The sequence below is a fragment of the Yoonia sp. 67-2 genome (assembly GCF_035117555.1).
Lineage (GTDB): Bacteria > Pseudomonadota > Alphaproteobacteria > Rhodobacterales > Rhodobacteraceae > Yoonia.
Genome location: NZ_JAYKPK010000004.1, coordinates 161,972 through 178,246, shown reverse-complemented (window position 1 = coordinate 178,246; position 16,275 = coordinate 161,972). Strand labels below are relative to the sequence as shown.

The 16,275-nt window shown below is 60.5% G+C and carries 16 protein-coding genes; 8 read left to right on the top strand and 8 right to left on the bottom strand.

Annotation, left to right across the window (positions count from 1 at the left end; translation table 11 throughout):
* Window positions 1–45: 45 nt before the first annotated feature.
* The 3 genes from VOY09_RS08430 to VOY09_RS08420 all read right to left on the bottom strand — a co-directional run bounded on the left by VOY09_RS08430 (window position 46) and on the right by VOY09_RS08420 (window position 6,000).
* Window positions 46–405 carry a PRC-barrel domain-containing protein gene (locus VOY09_RS08430; RefSeq protein ID WP_322893950.1) on the bottom strand — a complete coding sequence of 120 codons (360 nt, stop codon included), beginning with the start codon at window positions 403–405 and terminating at the stop codon, window positions 46–48.
* Between the two features lie 138 nt (window positions 406–543).
* Window positions 544–1,659: a PHB depolymerase family esterase gene (locus tag VOY09_RS08425; protein ID WP_322893951.1), complete on the bottom strand. Its 1,116-nt coding sequence runs from the start codon at window positions 1,657–1,659 to the stop codon at window positions 544–546.
* A gap of 78 nt (window positions 1,660–1,737) precedes the next feature.
* Window positions 1,738–6,000 (bottom strand): CheR family methyltransferase, encoded by a 4,263-nt coding sequence (locus VOY09_RS08420; protein WP_322893952.1) that lies wholly within the window; start codon window positions 5,998–6,000, stop codon window positions 1,738–1,740.
* Between the two features lie 235 nt (window positions 6,001–6,235).
* On the opposite strand from VOY09_RS08420, the gene VOY09_RS08415 reads away from it, so the two are divergent.
* The 5 genes from VOY09_RS08415 (at window position 6,236) to VOY09_RS08395 (ending at window position 8,962) form a co-directional block, all read left to right on the top strand.
* The gene (locus VOY09_RS08415) at window positions 6,236–6,499 is read left to right on the top strand and encodes a hypothetical protein (protein WP_322893953.1); all 264 of its coding nucleotides are present in this window, start codon (window positions 6,236–6,238) and stop codon (window positions 6,497–6,499) included.
* A 28-nt stretch (window positions 6,500–6,527) separates the two neighbouring features.
* A complete protein-coding gene (locus VOY09_RS08410; RefSeq protein WP_322893954.1) occupies window positions 6,528–7,382 on the top strand; it encodes a hypothetical protein in 855 nt (284 codons plus the stop codon).
* Between the two features lie 157 nt (window positions 7,383–7,539).
* Entirely contained in the window at window positions 7,540–7,764 is a 225-nt protein-coding gene (locus VOY09_RS08405) for a hypothetical protein (protein ID WP_322893955.1), read from the top strand.
* Between the two features lie 35 nt (window positions 7,765–7,799).
* Window positions 7,800–8,291 carry a ferritin-like domain-containing protein gene (locus VOY09_RS08400; RefSeq protein ID WP_322893956.1) on the top strand — a complete coding sequence of 164 codons (492 nt, stop codon included), beginning with the start codon at window positions 7,800–7,802 and terminating at the stop codon, window positions 8,289–8,291.
* A 98-nt stretch (window positions 8,292–8,389) separates the two neighbouring features.
* Complete coding sequence (locus tag VOY09_RS08395; RefSeq protein WP_322893957.1) at window positions 8,390–8,962, top strand: sigma-70 family RNA polymerase sigma factor; 573 nt, start codon at window positions 8,390–8,392, stop codon at window positions 8,960–8,962.
* A gap of 64 nt (window positions 8,963–9,026) precedes the next feature.
* Here VOY09_RS08395 and VOY09_RS08390 read toward each other — a convergent pair whose 3' ends face one another.
* Window positions 9,027–9,959, bottom strand: coding sequence for a transglutaminase family protein (locus VOY09_RS08390; RefSeq protein ID WP_322893958.1), 933 nt, complete (start codon window positions 9,957–9,959; stop codon window positions 9,027–9,029).
* Between the two features lie 56 nt (window positions 9,960–10,015).
* On the opposite strand from VOY09_RS08390, the gene VOY09_RS08385 reads away from it, so the two are divergent.
* Window positions 10,016–10,894, top strand: coding sequence for a transglutaminase family protein (locus VOY09_RS08385; protein WP_322893959.1), 879 nt, complete (start codon window positions 10,016–10,018; stop codon window positions 10,892–10,894).
* 1 nt (window position 10,895) lies between these two features.
* Here VOY09_RS08385 and hemC read toward each other — a convergent pair whose 3' ends face one another.
* Complete coding sequence (gene hemC / locus VOY09_RS08380) at window positions 10,896–11,840, bottom strand: hydroxymethylbilane synthase (protein ID WP_322893960.1); 945 nt, start codon at window positions 11,838–11,840, stop codon at window positions 10,896–10,898.
* A gap of 94 nt (window positions 11,841–11,934) precedes the next feature.
* On the opposite strand from hemC, the gene hemE reads away from it, so the two are divergent.
* Entirely contained in the window at window positions 11,935–12,969 is a 1,035-nt protein-coding gene (gene hemE / locus VOY09_RS08375; RefSeq protein ID WP_322893961.1) for a uroporphyrinogen decarboxylase, read from the top strand.
* A 142-nt stretch (window positions 12,970–13,111) separates the two neighbouring features.
* On the opposite strand, the gene hemF is transcribed toward hemE, so the two are convergent.
* Window positions 13,112–13,990 (bottom strand): oxygen-dependent coproporphyrinogen oxidase, encoded by an 879-nt coding sequence (hemF, locus tag VOY09_RS08370; protein WP_322893962.1) that lies wholly within the window; start codon window positions 13,988–13,990, stop codon window positions 13,112–13,114.
* Window positions 13,991–14,088: 98 nt separating this feature from the next.
* Between hemF and VOY09_RS08365 the strand changes: the two genes are divergently transcribed.
* Window positions 14,089–14,475: a hypothetical protein gene (locus tag VOY09_RS08365; protein ID WP_322893963.1), complete on the top strand. Its 387-nt coding sequence runs from the start codon at window positions 14,089–14,091 to the stop codon at window positions 14,473–14,475.
* Here the strand turns inward: VOY09_RS08365 and VOY09_RS08360 are convergent, their stop codons facing one another.
* The gene (locus VOY09_RS08360; protein ID WP_322893964.1) at window positions 14,476–15,276 is read right to left on the bottom strand and encodes an SDR family NAD(P)-dependent oxidoreductase; all 801 of its coding nucleotides are present in this window, start codon (window positions 15,274–15,276) and stop codon (window positions 14,476–14,478) included.
* A gap of 20 nt (window positions 15,277–15,296) precedes the next feature.
* Entirely contained in the window at window positions 15,297–16,268 is a 972-nt protein-coding gene (locus VOY09_RS08355) for a class I SAM-dependent methyltransferase (RefSeq protein WP_322893965.1), read from the bottom strand.
* Window positions 16,269–16,275 lie beyond the last annotated feature (7 nt).

The following is a 16,275-nucleotide window of genomic DNA, read 5'->3' as shown; positions in this document are numbered from 1 at the left end:
CACAATCGCTTGTGCGGCCTCTTTGCATGGTCGCGCGGGGTCAGATCACGCGTGGTATTGCGGCATCGCCTTGAGCTGTTCTGCGGTTGTATCAAGATGGATACGCAGGTCAGCCCCGTTCGTTTCACGCAACACGGTCAGGTCGCTGAACGGCAGTTTGACGGAATGCGCGCCCATGCCCAGAAAACCGCCGACATCGACGATCGCATGGGTGATCTTGCCATCGGCGCCGACTTCCAGATTGCTGATCGAGCCGATGGTTTCATCGTCGCGGCCATAGACATAGGCGTTTTCGACATCATTGGTGGTCAGCGCATGGGTTTCGACATGGCCATAGCCTTCGCGGTTAAAGCTGAAGGCACCGCCAATGGTGCTGGGCTGTGCGGGGGTGTTATGGTCGGTCATAATATTCTCCTTGATCCCGTTGGTCGGGATCTCTGGCTGCAGGTGCCCTCTGCAAAGGGTGTGATCAGCCGTCGCTGCGGCCCGTCACAAGAAGGAAACCGTGTCGAAGCCATTCGCGTTCCGGCAGGCTCCGCTACGTCAGCGGGAAGCGGCCAGAAAGAACCGCACCATCTGGGTCGAGGCGTCAGGGCCTTTATGGTCGGTGTAGGACCCGGCGACACGGCCCCCCGACCAGGCGTGACCGGCCCCTTTCAGCACCCATAATTCCAACTCTCCCAGATCGCCGTTGCTTGCAAAATCGCTGCGGGTATAGCCGATCTTGCGCACGGAATTGCTGGTGATCCGCGCGGCTGTCGGATCATCACCCAAGGCGGCGGTTACCAGATGCTGCGCATTGGACAGATGCACGGTGCCGTCATTATCGCCTTGAAAGATGATCCGCCGGACCGGTTTGTATGTCGCACGCAAAGCCGCCGGGGCAGAGCCGCCCGGCGCGCCGCTGCGCATCGCCCCCATCGCTGATGACACATCCCGCGCCGCGCCCCGGGCCAGACCGGAATGAATACCGGCAGCCGCAAAGACATCGGGATAAACATCCACCAAAATCGCGGCCATCGCCCCACCCGCGGACAGGCCCGCGACATAGACATTGTCGCGTGTCACACCCAATTCGCGCATCAATTTGCGGGTCAGGGACGCGAGGATCGCCGGTTCCCCCACGCCCCGGATCTGATGCGCCGGGCCGAACCAGTTCCAGCAGCCGCCCGCATTATGCTTGCGGGTCTGTGCCGGATAGGCCACCGCCAGCCCGTGTTTTTCCGCCACCGCATTCATATGGGTGCCAAGGGCAAAATCATCAGGGTCCTGCCCGCAGCCATGCAGCATCAGGATCAGCCCTTTGGGTTTTTTCGGGGCAGAGGCGGGCAGATAAAGCTTATAGCCTCGCGCGCCCTGCGCAGAGCGGTGCTGGCGCGACAGATATTGCGCACCTTTGGGGACAGTTGGCGCAACCGCGCGTGTCGTGGTGGGTTTGCTGGCCCCGGGCATCAGCCCTTGGGCGGCGCGGATATTATTGACCATCAGACCCAGCGCCTGACCGGCGGCTGTGGCCTGGGTTTTGGTCTTTTTCGGCTTGGCTGCCCCGAAAGGCGAGAAAGCCGAAGCGATCAGGATCGACTGGCTTTTCTTGGTCAGTTTCGCCGGGCGCATCATACGCTGCATCCGGCGCATGTTGGCGGCAAGTGTTTTGGGCATTGAGGTTTCCTTTGAAGGTGTGATCCTCCTCCCTTCGTCAAACGTGGCTGCGGTGGTTCCGTTCCCAAAGAGCCACGGTCAATCCGTCTTTCCTTGCACACCGCCGACATGCGCCAGCCGCACCAAGGCAGGCAGCGATGTCGCACCTGTCTTGCGCATGACAGATGCGCGGTGATTTTCCACCGTGCGCTGATTAATCCCAAGATCGGCGGCGATGATCTTGTTCGGCGCGCCCTCCAGCACGCCCCCCAGCACATCGGTTTCGCGTGGCGTCAGACTGGCGAACCTTTTGCGCGCCGCGACGGCGGCCTTGCTTTGTCCCTGATCGCCCGGTTTGGAGACCATTGCATGCCGCAGGCTGGCCAGCAGCACTGCGGCACTGGCGGGTTTTTCGATCAGATCTGACGCCCCCGCCTTGAAGGCTGCGACAGCGATGGCGACATCGCCGTGACCCGTCAGCATGACCATCGGCAGGTCATACCCTTCGTCCCGCAAGGTGGCGATCAGCGCGGCGCCGTCCATGCCCGGCAGATGGTTGTCGACCAGCACACAATCGCTGTCCTGTGGGCGGGGGGCGGCCAGAAATTCCTCGCTCGACGCATAGGTTTTGACGGCCCAGCCTTCGACCTCGAACAAGCGCCGCATGGTTTCGCGCACCATCAGATGATCATCCACGACATGCACTGTCGTGCCGGCCTCCGATGTCGCGGTGGTCCGTTTCTTGCGGACAGGCCTTGCCCCTTTGGCAGGGGTCAGCAAGGCCGATATCTGATCCAGCAGAACATCCGGCAAAACCGGTTTGATCACCTGTCTGAAACCGGCTGCGTCAATGGCTTTCAGCGTTTCTGTTGTGATATCGCCGGTCAGGATGATCGTCGGCAGATCATCACCCAGCATATCGGTCAGATCCTGCGCGAGGGTCAGACCGTTATCCGCCTCGGCCAGATCATAATCCGTCAACAACAGGTCAGGCCCGTCAGGGTCACTGCCTGCCCATGACAGCGCGGATTTTGCATCGGCCTTGGCAATGACGGTGTGACCGGCTTTCGCCAGCATCTTGGTCATCAATTCGCGCAGCGGGTCTTCATCCTCGACCAGCAGGATGGTGCCGGTCTGGGGTTTGATCCTGCCCCCCGGTTTCGGGACGTCGGCCTGTGCCGCTTTGTCCACGATCTCAAGCGTCATGCTGAAACAGGACCCTTTGCCCAAACGCGACTGCACGGCGACAGGATGATCCATCAACATCGCCAGCCGCTGCACGATGGCAAGGCCAAGGCCCATCCCCTGTTCAGTCATGACCGTATCGGTATCGACGCGGTGATAGGCGTTGAAAATCGCCTTGGTATCGGTGTCGGCGATGCCGATGCCGCTGTCACAAACCTGCACGACGACCTGACCATTGCGCCTGCGACACCCCAGCACCATGCCACCTTTGACCGTGTATTTCACCGCATTGGATAGCAGGTTGCGCAGCATCTGTTCCAGCAATTGCGGATCGGTCATGACCCAAAGCGAACAGGGCGCCGCGCGCAGTCGCAACCCCTTGAGATCTGCCTGCGGTGCAACTTCATCGGCCAGCCGCTGCATCAGCGGACCGATCGCCACCGGCTGGATATCCGGCCGCACGGTGCCGGATTCAATCCGGTTCACGTCCAGCATCGAATCCAGCATCAGCGTCATCGAATTCAGCGTCTGATCAAGGATCGCAGTCAGCCGCAACGCCTCGGTCGAGGGGCGGTGGCGCGCGAGCAATTTGTGCAGCAAGGCCATGGATTGCAAAGGCTGGCGAAGATCGTGGCTGGCGGAGGCGAGAAAGCGTGATTTCGCCTTGGTCGCGCGTTCCGCCTCATCCATCGCAGTGATCAGCGAGACCGTGGCGCGTTTGCGTTCTGTAATGTCGATATAGGTGATCACCAGCCCGTCGATCTTGTTACCTTCAGCGCGGTAGGGCTGGATCCGGCGCAGGAACCATTTGTCATCGCCGCCCGGTGCTTCGCTTTCCATCGGGTCGTTGCTGGCAAGAACGGCCTGCGTGTCGCGGATCAGATCATCATCGCGCGCGACAGAGGCCAGATCGGTAAAGGGCCGCCCGACATCCGACGGGATCACCCGGAAAATCTGCCGCGCGGCGGGGGTAAAAAACCGGATCGTCAGGTCAAGATCCAGAAACAATGTCGCGACATCGGTGCTGTAAAGCACGTTTTGCAGGTCATTCGCCGTGGTCCGGTGCCGTTCCAGCGTTTCCTGCAATTGCACATTCAACGCGGTCAGTTCTTCGTTCAGTGATTGCAGTTCTTCTTTCGACGCCAGCAATTCCTCATTCGTGGATTGGAATTCCTCGTGGATCGACCGCGCCTCTGCGGCATCGGTGCCATGCGCCTCGATCTCTTCTTCCAGATCGCGCAGGGCCTCTGACAGATCGGTGCGTGTGGTGGCCAGTTCATGTTCCAGATCGACATTATGCTGGGTGGACTTGCTGCTGAGCGCGTCACCCTCTGACGTCATCGGCACACGGTCCACGAAACAGGCCAAAAGCATCGGCTGCGCCCCGCCAGAGACAAGATGTACGACGATATCGAAACTGGGCTGACCGGGCGTCCGGCTGCCTGCGACAGTGGCGAGCGTGTTGCTGGCGTTGCAGCTTGCGACGGCATTGCGGAACCGCGTGCGAACCGCTTTGGGCAGCAAGCCGACCAGATCGGTTGACGGATGGCCTTGGGTGAATTTCAGATAGCGTTCGGTCGGGCCGAGCAGATAGAGCGTTTCAAACCGCGCATTGAACAGCACCGCAGCGGGGGCATGATATTCCAGCACGATCCGGCGGCACAGATTGGCCAGTGACGCATTCTGCGCCGGTGACGCACCGCGCCGGGGCGGCATGTCATCGCGCAGGCCAACCGCGAAATCCAGATCCTGCGGCTGGCTGTTGCCGGTGCGCTGCCAGAGCCGGGCCGATTTATCCATCATGGTGAAACAGGTGTCGCTGGCACCCGGCATCTCTGCCGCGCCCAGTAGCAAGAGCCCACCCTGCCGCAAGGCAAAGCAGGTCCGCGCGATCACGCGTTTCTGTGCATCGGGCGTGAGGTAGATCAGCACATTGCGGCAGGACACCAGATCGATCTTGGAAAACGGCGGGTCAGACAGCAGGTCGGCAACGGTAAAAACGATGATATCGCGCAGCCGCGAGGTGACGCGCCAGCCGCCATCCTCGGGGATGAAGAACCGTTCCAGACGGGCGGGGGAAACACTCGCCTCGATATCAGCGGAATAGTAACCGGCCCTGGCAGTGGCAATCGCCTCTGGGTCGATGTCAGAGGCGAGAACCTGCACCTGTCCCTTGAATCCGCTGGTTTCGACCGCCTCCATGCAGATCATGGCAAGGCTATAGGCCTCTTCCCCCGTGCTGCATCCGGCGACCCAGATGCGCAAGGGGCGGTCACCGGGATGTGCGGCCAGCAGATCGGGCAGCGCCTTGGTGGACAGATGGTCGAACACCGCCGCGTCGCGGAAAAAGCTGGTCACATGGATCAAGAGATCGGCGGACAACTGGCTGCGTTCATCTTTGTCTTCCCGCAGGATCGCCAGATAGCGCGCATTATCATCCGGCCCCAGCCCGATCAGCGCCATGCGCCGCGCGACCCGCCGTTCCAGCGTGCCGCGTTTATAAAGCGAAAGATCCTGCGCGCCGTGGCTGCGGATAAAGTCCAGCACATCATCGCTACTGGTTTCGGGCTGGTCGGTTGCTACACCGGCCTGACTGGTCGCAACAAAGGCGGTGATGGCCGCCTTCATATCCGCCGTAGCAAGGATTTGCGCCACATGGCCGGTATCGATGGCGCTTTGCGGCATGCCGGGATAGCGCGCATCGCCCGGGTCCTGGGCGATGACCAGACCGCCCGCCTTGGCGAAATCGGCAAGTGCGGCACTGCCATCGTCAGCGGTGCCGGACAAGACGATACAGGCGGGCTGCACGCTTTTATCCTTGGCCAGAGATCGCAGACACAGATCGAACGGTAGGCGCACGCCTTTGCCTTTGTCGGGCTTGGACAGATGCAGGATGCGTTTCTTCACCCGCAGGAACAATCCGGGTGGAATCACATGCAGGGTGCCGGGTTGCAGTTCCATGTCCTGGCTGGCCTGCACAACGGTCAGCCCGGTATGGTCTTTCAGCAAATCCACCATCATCCCGTCATGCGCGGGGTCCTGATGCAGGATCAGGATAAAGGCCGCTTGCGTCTCTGCGGGGATGTCGCGCAGCACGGCGCGGCACGCCTCCAGCCCGCCGGCGGAAGCGCCAAGGGCCACGACATGCAGCGTTTTATCTGGGTCGCGCTTTGGCAAGGCCTGCTCCTGAGCAAGGTGTCACGGGACGATACGCATGGCTGGGAACAACGCGCCGACCGCGGGTCAGCACCGCGACCCTAACATGTTTCAAAACAATAACACCCACCAAATCACAGGTAGCCTGAACCCCTGCTGGCGCCCGCCTAGGTAGATTCCGATGCTGTCGGGACAAAACCCAACCGCGTATCCAGTCCCTGCACGTGTGGATGTCCCGTCCGCACTGCAGGACCGGATGATCGCGACCATGCAAGTGCCTCATAGGAGTCCCCGATCCTCGCAAGAGGCACATCAGACTGCGTTACCGACGGATCATCCGGTCACCCAACACCACCGCCGCGCCATTGGTGCGGTCAACCAAGACACCAAACCGGCCCGCCTGCATCAGGACAAGACGCAGGGGAGCAGCAAACAAGGACATATCATGAACCAGATCATTTACATCGTCGGTGCCGTTGTCGTCATCCTCGCCATTCTCAGCTTTGTCGGCCTGCGTTGAACCACCAAGAATTTAAAGGAAAATTGCCATGACACCTGTGACCACCCTGCCCCATGCGACAGCTGATGCGGGCGCATCCACCCATTCATATGTTGATTGGGCGGCCATTCTGGCTGGCACGATCTTTGCGCTGGCGATTTCATTCGTCCTGACCAGTTTCGGTGCTGGATTGGGCCTGTCGCTGACATCGCCTTATCGCGGCGAAGGCGTCTCTGCCTCCTGGCTGGCCATTGCGGCTGGCATCTGGATGGTCTGGGTGATGGTCACCGCCTTTGGCGCTGGCGGTTACCTGACCGGCCGGATGCGCCGCCCTGCTGGCGACGCTGTCGGCGAAGAAATCGAAGTGCGCGACGGATCGCACGGGCTTTTGGTCTGGGCTACTGGCGCGGTGGTCGGTGCTTTTCTGGCGATCACTGGCGCAGGCGGGCTGATCAGCGCCGGGAGCAATGCCGCCGGGACTGCTGCAGAGACGGTGACGGATGCTGTATCTTCGGATTACTTCGCCAGCCTGATGCTGCGCGGTTCTGACGACATCAATCCCGATGCGCAGCAGGAAATCGCCAGTCTGATCACCCGTGCCGCGGTTGAAGGCGAAATGGTCGAACGTGACCGCGCCTATCTGGCGGAAATCGTCGCGACCAACACCACGATGTCCGAGGCCGAAGCCCGCGCCCGTGTCGATGAGGTGAATACCGAAATCGACGCTGCCATCGCATCAGCCACCGCCGCCATCGAGGATGCCCGTATCGCCGGTGTCGTGTTCGGCTTTATCGCCGCTGCGACCTTGTTGCTGGGGGCGCTGGCCGCGTTCTTTGCCGCAGTCGCCGGTGGCCGTCACCGCAATGCCAATCTTGGCTTCACCACGATCATGCCAACACGCTGATCAAAGCCACAGTTTCGAAAGGATAACATCATGCCCGCAATCATTGCCTGGCTTTTAGGCGCACCGCTTTTGGTCGTCATCATCATCGCCGTGATCCTGTAACCCAGTCTCCCACGCCAAGCCCATGTAACACCCCCTGTAAATAAAGGAGTTTCATATGCCGCAAGAGAACCAGTCACAGCTTTTTATCCGCCTGCTCAAGGACGCGCGTAGCGCAGATCGGGCGATCACCAAGATCAGACGCTCTGCCCGTTCGCGGGCCTACGCCAAGCGGTTCAAGGAAATGTTCATGTCCGATCAGCCATTGGGCCGCAACGCCGCAATGCCGATGGATTGTGTGCAGATGATCGACAGCAAAGCAGGCCATAGCACGCGCAACTAGGCGCTGCCTGCTTCAACACGAAAAAGGAAAGTATCATGGCTATCACAACTTTTGACGACCTGTTTTTACACACGCTCAAGGATGTTCTTTACGCAGAACGCAAGATCCTCAAGGCGCTGCCGAAGATGGAAAAGAACGCCACCAACGAAAAGCTGAAACTCGCTTTGTCCACCCACAAGGACGAAACCGAGGATCAGATCATGCGTCTGGAAGAGGTGTTCGACCTGATCGGCAAACCCGCACGCGGCGCGAAATGCGATGCGATGGTCGGCCTGCTGGAAGAAGCCGAAGGGCTGATGAGCGAGATCGAAGATCCAGAGACAATGGATGCGGCGATCATCTCGCTTGCTCAGGCGGTCGAACATTACGAAATCGCCCGCTACGGCACATTGGTGCAATGGGCCAAACAGCTTGGCCACAGCAAAGCCGCTGATCTGCTGAAAGAAACGCTGGATCAGGAATATGCGACCGACAAATCGCTGTCGAAACTGGCCGAAACCAAGGTGAACGCCGCAGCGACAGCCTGATCTGCACCCAAATCCCATGCGCGGCCCTGTGCCGCGCATGGCCAAACCCCAGGTGGCCACACCCCGCATGGCAGTCACGCTTACAAACGAGGCACATCATGATCAAACAACACGCTTTCCACGTTCTTCTTCCGCAACAATCCCTGGCGCTGCACCGCCGCGCGCTCAAGCTGACGTCAGATAAACACCGCGCTGACGATCTGGTGCAGGAAACTCTGCTCAAGGCATGGGCCAAACGCGACAGCTTTCGCCCTGACACACATCTGCGCGCCTGGCTGTTCACGATCCTGCGCAACACGTTCTTTTCCGACCTGCGGAAATACCGGCGCGAGGTCGAGGATGCCGATGGCGCGCTGGCCGATGGTCTGAGCGAACAACCACGGCAGGATCATGCCATTGCGATGAATGAATTGCTGTCGGCAATCGCGCTTCTGCCCGATGTGCAGCGCAAGCCGGTGGTTCTGATGGGCGTTTACGGCTTTTCGCAACTTGAAGCTGCCGCCGCCTGCGGTTGCACGGTTGGCACGATCAAAAGCCGTGTGAGCCGTGGCCGGACCGCATTAAGCCATGCCGTCGCCCATGATTTCATGGTGGACCGCCGACCATCCTCGGCCCGCACGCGCATCAAAGAAAACCACAGCGCAGAGCCTAAACAGCCGACTTGGGCCTGAACAGCGACGCTGACCGAACAGAAGCGTCACGCAGGCTGTCCGGTCGGCGCCAGATGACAGCGGGCTAGGGTTCCTCTGCCACGCTGACGCTGACATGCATCGCGACCAGTTCCCCGCCTTCGTCACTGAATGACCCGCTGACCGGCATCGCCTGCGAAGGACGCCGGGTTGTTGCGACCCGTACCAGATTGCGGCTGCCGATGATCCGGTTCGTCGGGTCAAATTCCACCCAGCCAGCGCCCGGCACGAAAACATCGGCCCAGGCATGGGTCGCCCCGCCGCCGGTCATATCCTGATCGGGGTTGGCGGCGGCCTCATCATGCAGATAGCCGGTGACGAAACGCGCGGCAAAGCCAAGGTGGCGCACGGCATCCATAAAGAACAGCGCGAAATCGCGGCAGGTCCCGCTGCCCAACGCAATCGTTTCGGCGGGGCTTTGCACGCCTTCCGCCTCGCGGCTGTTATAACGGAACGTCTTATGAATGAGCGCCGCCAAAGGCCCGAGAACATCCATGCAATTCGCAGGCATATCGGGCATCACATTGTCGATCCACTCCGCCAGCAGGGGCTGATCATGGGCATGTTCCGGCGTCATATAGGGGGCAAGATCGATCTGTTCATCGGCGTCGTAGACCACTGGAAAATCCCCAGCAAAGCGGGTGATCCGGGCGACAGGTTCGTCCAGACCATAGCGGCGCAGCAGCAATTCGGATTTGATCAGCAGTTCATCCGCCGGAGCAAGGAACGAAAGGAAGGCAACGGAGTTACCGAAGGTATCAAAGGCCCAATGCACATCCGCCTGCGGAGACACAGTCAGGCTTGAATCCAGAATACGCATATCATGCCCGTCGCGGGGCCGGATCATCAGCCGATGATTGCCGAAAGTGACGGGACGGTCATATTCATACCGTGTCTCATGGATGATGCGAAGGGTGCGGATGGGGTGATCCTGTCTTGGGTTCAGGGCTTCGGGACGGGTGCAGAGGGCAGGAAACAAACATCGGCTTCACGGCGCAACTGCCTGAACCCTAGGTCACACAAAGGACAGCAGCAATGCGCATTCGCATCGGATACGAAATCGTCATCAAAAGCAAAACCGACACGGTGCTTATTCTTGCCCTGTCACCCCATACCAGCGTCACTGGCAAGATCATCGGCAAGCCACAGGTGCAAACCTCGCCCGATCACGCGATGGAGACGTTTATCGACGGGTTTGGCAACGAACTGACACGGTTGCGCGCAGGCAATGAGGTTGTTTCTCTCTGGTCCGATTGCATTGTCGAGGTGGACGGCACCCCAGATCCCTATGACTGGACCGCAAAGCAGCACAATATCGCCGATCTGCCGTTCGAGACTCTGCAATTCCTGACCCCCAGCCGCTATTGCGATTCCGATCTGATCGCAGAGGAAGCCCGCGATCTGTTCGGCAATGTCCCACCCGGCTGGGAATTGGTGCAGACGATCTGCAACCACGTGCATAATCACCTGACCTTTGGCTATGGCTTTGGCCGCAGCACCAAGACAGCCACCGATGCCCAGCGCGAAAAGACCGGGGTCTGCCGTGATTTCGCCCATCTGGCCGTGGCATTCTGCCGGGCGATGAATGTCCCTGCGCGCTATGCCAGCGGCTATCTTGGCGATGTCGGCGTGCCCTACAGCGGTCCGGGCGATTTCTGCGCCTGGTTCGAGGCTTATCTGGGCGGGCGCTGGTACACATTCGACGCGCGCTACAATACCCCCCGGATCGGACGGGTGCTGATGGTGCGCGGCCGCGATGCTGCTGACGGCGCGATGATCACATCTTTCGGGGCCTATGACCTGAAATCCTTTCAGGTCTGGACCGACGAAGTGGATAGCAATGCGCCAGAGGCAGAGCTGGAAGAGATGCTGATGGAGCGCCCCAAGACACCCGCGCTGACGCTTGCGGGCTAGGTCACTTGTGGTCGAAAAAGCCCGGGCCGGCCTGTTCCAGCAGCTTGATCGCCATGGCCCGGCCCATTTCCGCCCCGTCCTCGATCGCCCCGGTCATGTCATCGGTCAGGACCTGACTGCCATCGGTGCGCAGAATCTCACCACGCAGCCGCAAATTGCCGCCATCAAGTTCCGCCAGCCCGCCAATCGGCGTTTCGCAGGACCCGTCGAGATGCGCGAGGAAGGCGCGTTCGGCGGCAAGGCGCTGGCCGGTCGGGCCGTCATGCAACGCTTCCAGCATCGTGGCCGCACGGCTGTCATCACCGCGCCGTTCGATCCCGATGGCCCCTTGGGCGATGGCGGGCAGCATGTCTTCGACCGAGATGGGGGTTCGCGGCACATCATCCATGTTGAGCCGGTTCAAACCTGCCATGGCCAGAAATGTCGCCTCTGCCACCCCATTGCCAAGCTTCATCAGCCTTGTCTGCACATTGCCGCGGAATTCCACGATCTTCAGATCGGGCCGTTTGGCCAGCAATTGCGACCGGCGGCGCAGCGACGATGTACCGACAATGGCACCCTGTTCCAGATCGTCAAAGCCCTTGGCGGTCAGGGATACGAAAGCATCGCGCACATCCTCGCGCGGCAGATAGGTGTCAAGCACCAGACCACCGGGTTGTTCCACCGGCATGTCTTTCATCGAATGGACGGCGATGTCGATGGAACCATCCAGCAGCGCCTCTTCAATCTCACGCGTGAACAGGCCCTTGCCGCCGATATCCTTCAACGCGCGGTCCTGAATGACGTCGCCGGTGACCTTGATCACGCAGATGGCAAAGGCATCTTCGGGCAGATCAAAGGCCGCCATCAGCCTTGCGCGCGTCTCATGCGCTTGAGCGAGGGCGAGGGGCGACCCACGGGTTCCGATGTTGAAGGGCGAGGCGGGTGTGGGCAGATTTATGTTCATGCGGCGATTGTTAGACGTGTCAACCTAGCCTGACAACTCCCTTGACAAGATGTTCTGCAATTGGGACCACAGGCGGGATCAAAAAGGACAGAATATGGCGCAGCAAAAGACGATCCTTCGGGCCCTTGCGGGCGAAACACTCCCTACTCCACCGATCTGGATGATGCGGCAGGCCGGGCGCTATCTGCCCGAGTATCGCGCAACACGGGCGCAGGCGGGGGATTTTCTGAAGCTGTGCTACAATCCCGAACTGGCCGCCGAAGTGACGCTGCAGCCGCTGCGGCGCTATGATTTCGACGCGGCGATTCTCTTTGCCGATATCCTGCTGCTACCGCAGGCGCTTGGCGCTGACCTGTGGTTTGTGACCGGCGAAGGGCCACGCCTGTCCACGATTACCACGGCAGAGGAGTTGGGGCGGCTGAAACCGGTTGAAGACATCCATGACACGCTGAACCCGATCTATGAGACGGTGAAAATCCTGTCCGAGGAATTGCCCAAGGAAACAACGCTGATCGGTTTCGCTGGCGCGCCGTGGACGGTGGCGACCTATATGATCGCGGGCCAAGGGACGCCGGACCAAGGTCCAGCGCACGCGCTGAAAGCGGCTAACCGCCCTGTGTTCGAAGGCATCATGCACCGGATCACCGAAGGCACGATCGCCTATCTGTCAAAACAGATCGAGGCCGGTGCGGAATGTGTGAAGCTGTTCGACAGCTGGGCCGGATCGCTGCAAGGCGATGATTTCACGGAATTTTCAATCAAACCGATGCAACGGATCACCGCGGCTTTGAAGGAAAAGCACCCCGGTATCCCGGTCATCGCCTTTCCGCGTGGCGCAGGCACGAAATATATCGGCACCCATGCGGCGACGGGCGCTGATTGCATCGCGGTCGATGACGGGGTCGATGCCGCATGGGTCGCCAAACACGTGCAGCCTGACGGCTGCGTGCAGGGCAATATGAAGTCATCCCATATGGTCACTGGTGGGCAAGGGCTGATCGACGAGACGCGCCGCATCCGCGACGCTTTGTCGGGCGGGGCGCATATCTTCAACCTTGGCCATGGGATCACACCCGATGCGGACCCGGCCAATGTACAATTGATGATCGATACATTGCGGGGCGCCTGATCCCGGCGCCCCCTCTTCTTTTTTCGAAAAATACTCCGGGGTAAGGGGCGGAGCCCCTTGTTCGGCTCCGCCGAAGCCTCCGGCGGGGATATTTATACTCGGACGATGATGAAGGGCGGTGCATAATTAGCACCGCCGCTTTTCAGACCCATTTGGCCAAAGGTGGCAGGCTCATCAGCACGGCATTCGCGTCATGGCCGGTGGTCAGGCCGAATTTGGTGCCCCGGTCGTAGACAAGGTTGTACTCGGCATAAAGCCCGCGGTGGATCAGCTGGATGTCCTTGTCGGCCTCATCCCAAGGCGTGTTGCGGCGCTTTTCGACCAACGGGAGATAGGCGGGCAGGAAGGCTTTGCCGATATCCTGTGTCAGGGTGAAATCGGCCTGCCAGTCGCCGGTGCAATAATCATCCATGAAGATCCCGCCGACGCCACGCGCGCGGTTGCGGTGCGGGATGTAGAAATATTCATCGGCCCAGGCCTTTAGCTTGGGGTAATGATCTGCGCCATGCGGGTCGAGATGCGCCTTTTGCGTGGCGTGGAAATGCGCTGTATCCTCGGCATATTCGATGCAGGGGTTCAGGTCTGACCCGCCGCCGAACCACCAGGCATGCGGGGTCCAGAACATGCGCGTGTTCATATGGACCGCTGGCGCATGCGGGTTCTGCATATGCGCCACCAGCGAAATCCCCGCCGCCCAGAAGCGCGGATCATCCGCCATCCCCGGCACGCCGCGCGCAGCCATCGCGCGTTGGGCGGCATCGCCCAATTGGCCATAAACGGTGGAGATATTCACGCCGACCTTTTCAAATACCCGGCCCCCGCGCATCACCGACATCAGCCCGCCACCGGCGTCTGATCCGTCATCGGCGTGGCGTGTTGTCTCTGTCACCTCGAATCGCCCGGGCTGTGCGTCGCTGGCATCGCTGTCTTCCAGCCCTTCAAAGGCGGTGACGATCTGATCGCGCAATGTGCGGAACCATGCCGATGCTGTGGCTTTTTCTGCCGCGAATTCTTCTGCCATGACTGCGTCTTGCCCCTGATATTGCATAACCGTTCGTGTTAATGTTCCATAACATAAAGCACAGAACCCGATGTGCCAGATCAAAACCGGAGAAGACGATGCGCCCTGCCCTGATCATTCTGCCCCTGCTGGCGCTTGCCGCCTGCGCCACGCCGCGCGAACAATGTATCAGTCAGGCGACCCGCGATCTGCGCGTCCTGAACAATCTGGTGAGCGAAACCCAGGCCAATCTGGCGCGCGGTTATGCGCTGGACGAACAACAGCAGGTCCGCACGATCCGCAAGACCTGCCGGGGCCAGAACAGCGATGGGACAACCTTCCGCTATCGCTGTGATGAAACGGAAAGCTTTACCACCACCCGCCCGGTGGCGATTGATCTCAATGTCGAACAGGCCAAGATGAATTCGCTGCTGCAACGCCAGCAACAGCAGCGCGCAGCCTCTGACCAGACCGTGCTGCAATGTATCGCGATCCACCCGGAATAATTAATGTGCCGACACGGCGGCAGGATCAATCAGCGTCCGGCCGCCATCGACGGTGACGATCTGCCCGGTGACAAAGCCTGCGGCATCAGAGGCCAGATATTGCACCGCGTCAGAGACTTCACCGGGGCTTGCGATCCGGTGCAGTGGCGTGTTTTCGACAATCGCATCGCGCATCTGGTCGTGGTCTTTCAGCGATCCTTTCAAACTCGCGCTCATCACGCTGCCAAAGGCCACGGCATTGACACGAATGCCATGCGGGGCCAGCGCCACCGCCATCGACCGTGTCATCTGGTCCAGCGCGGCACAGCTGACGGAATAGGCCAAAAGATCCGGGTGCGTGCGCCGCGCGGCGATGGAACTGATGTTCACGATGGAGCCTGCCGCGCCTTTGGTCTTGCCCGCCTGTTTGATCATCCGCCGCGCCACCGCCTGACTGACGCGCATCGCGGTCAGGGTGTTTTGTTGCAGCAATTCATCCATCGTGGTGTCATCAGGGTCCAGCGCATCGGTCGTCAGCACCTGACGCGAGGCATTGACGAGGATATCCACCCTTTCAAACGCATCAATCGTCGCGGCAAGAAGATTGGTGATCGTCAGTTTCTGGCGCAGATCACCGGCAAAAAGCCGGATCGCGGGGGTTTTGTCAGCCTCTTCGCCCATCTGCTGGCGCAGGGCTTTTTCATCCATATCGGCAAAGACGACATTGGCGCCGACTTCCACGAAATGCCGCGCAATCGCGAGGCCGACGCCATTGGCGGCCCCGGTCACGATGGCGGTCTTGCCGCTGATGGAAAAGGACATTTGTTTGCTCCGTGCTGTGGTCAGCGGATCGGTTTGGTCGCGTGAAATACCTTGAAGGCGCCATTGCCGCCGATGATATCGACGTTGCGGAAATGCTCGGCCATCGTGGTTTCATAAGGCAAATGGCGGTTTGCCACCATCCAAAGCTTGCCACCGGGCGTCAGCAGGCGGGCTGCCGCCGCAATGAAGGCGCGGCCCAACCCGGCATCTGCCGCGCGGCCAGTGTGAAACGGCGGGTTCATGACGATGCCGTCATAGGCAGGTTTGGCCGAAAATTGCAGCGCATCGGCCCAATGGAACACGGCGCGCGGGTCGGTCACGTTCAGCCGCGCGCAAGCCAGCGATTGGGCCTCAGCCTCGATCAGATCGAGCGAGACAACGCTGTCGCGGGTCAGTACGGCCTGCGCCAGATAGCCCCAGCCGGCACCCAGATCAGCCATCCTTTTGGGCAATTTGGGTGGCAGGGCGGCGGCCAGCAAGGCGGACCCCGCATCCACCGCGCCATCGGAAAACACGCCGGCGGCGGTGTATAACCCATGCGCGCCTTTTTCGGGTGGGCCAGCGGCCCAATCGGCAAAAGCATCGCTTGCCGGGAACCAGAACATCCGGCCATGCGCCTTGGTCACGCTGGGCAGATCGCCCAGCCGCGCCCGGCAGGATTTGAACAGGCTGTCGACACCATCGGTGCGCTGGCCGTCGACGATGACCAGATCGGCCTTGGCACAAGCCTCCGTGATCAATGCCTGGGCCAGGGCCTTGGCGCGCGGCAGCACGACGATGGCGGTGGTGCAGGCCGTCATGTCCTGACTGACGTCATAGCCAGCAGCGCGCCAATCAGCGACATCGGGGTAGTAGCCATGCATGATATGCACATTTTCGGACGGCAGTTCGGACACATCATAGGTCGCAGGTGGGCGCATGAGCGTGACCATGCCTGCGGGCAGGACAATGAGACCATCCTGAATGGCGGTGGTGAGACGGGATTGGGACATGGTGTTG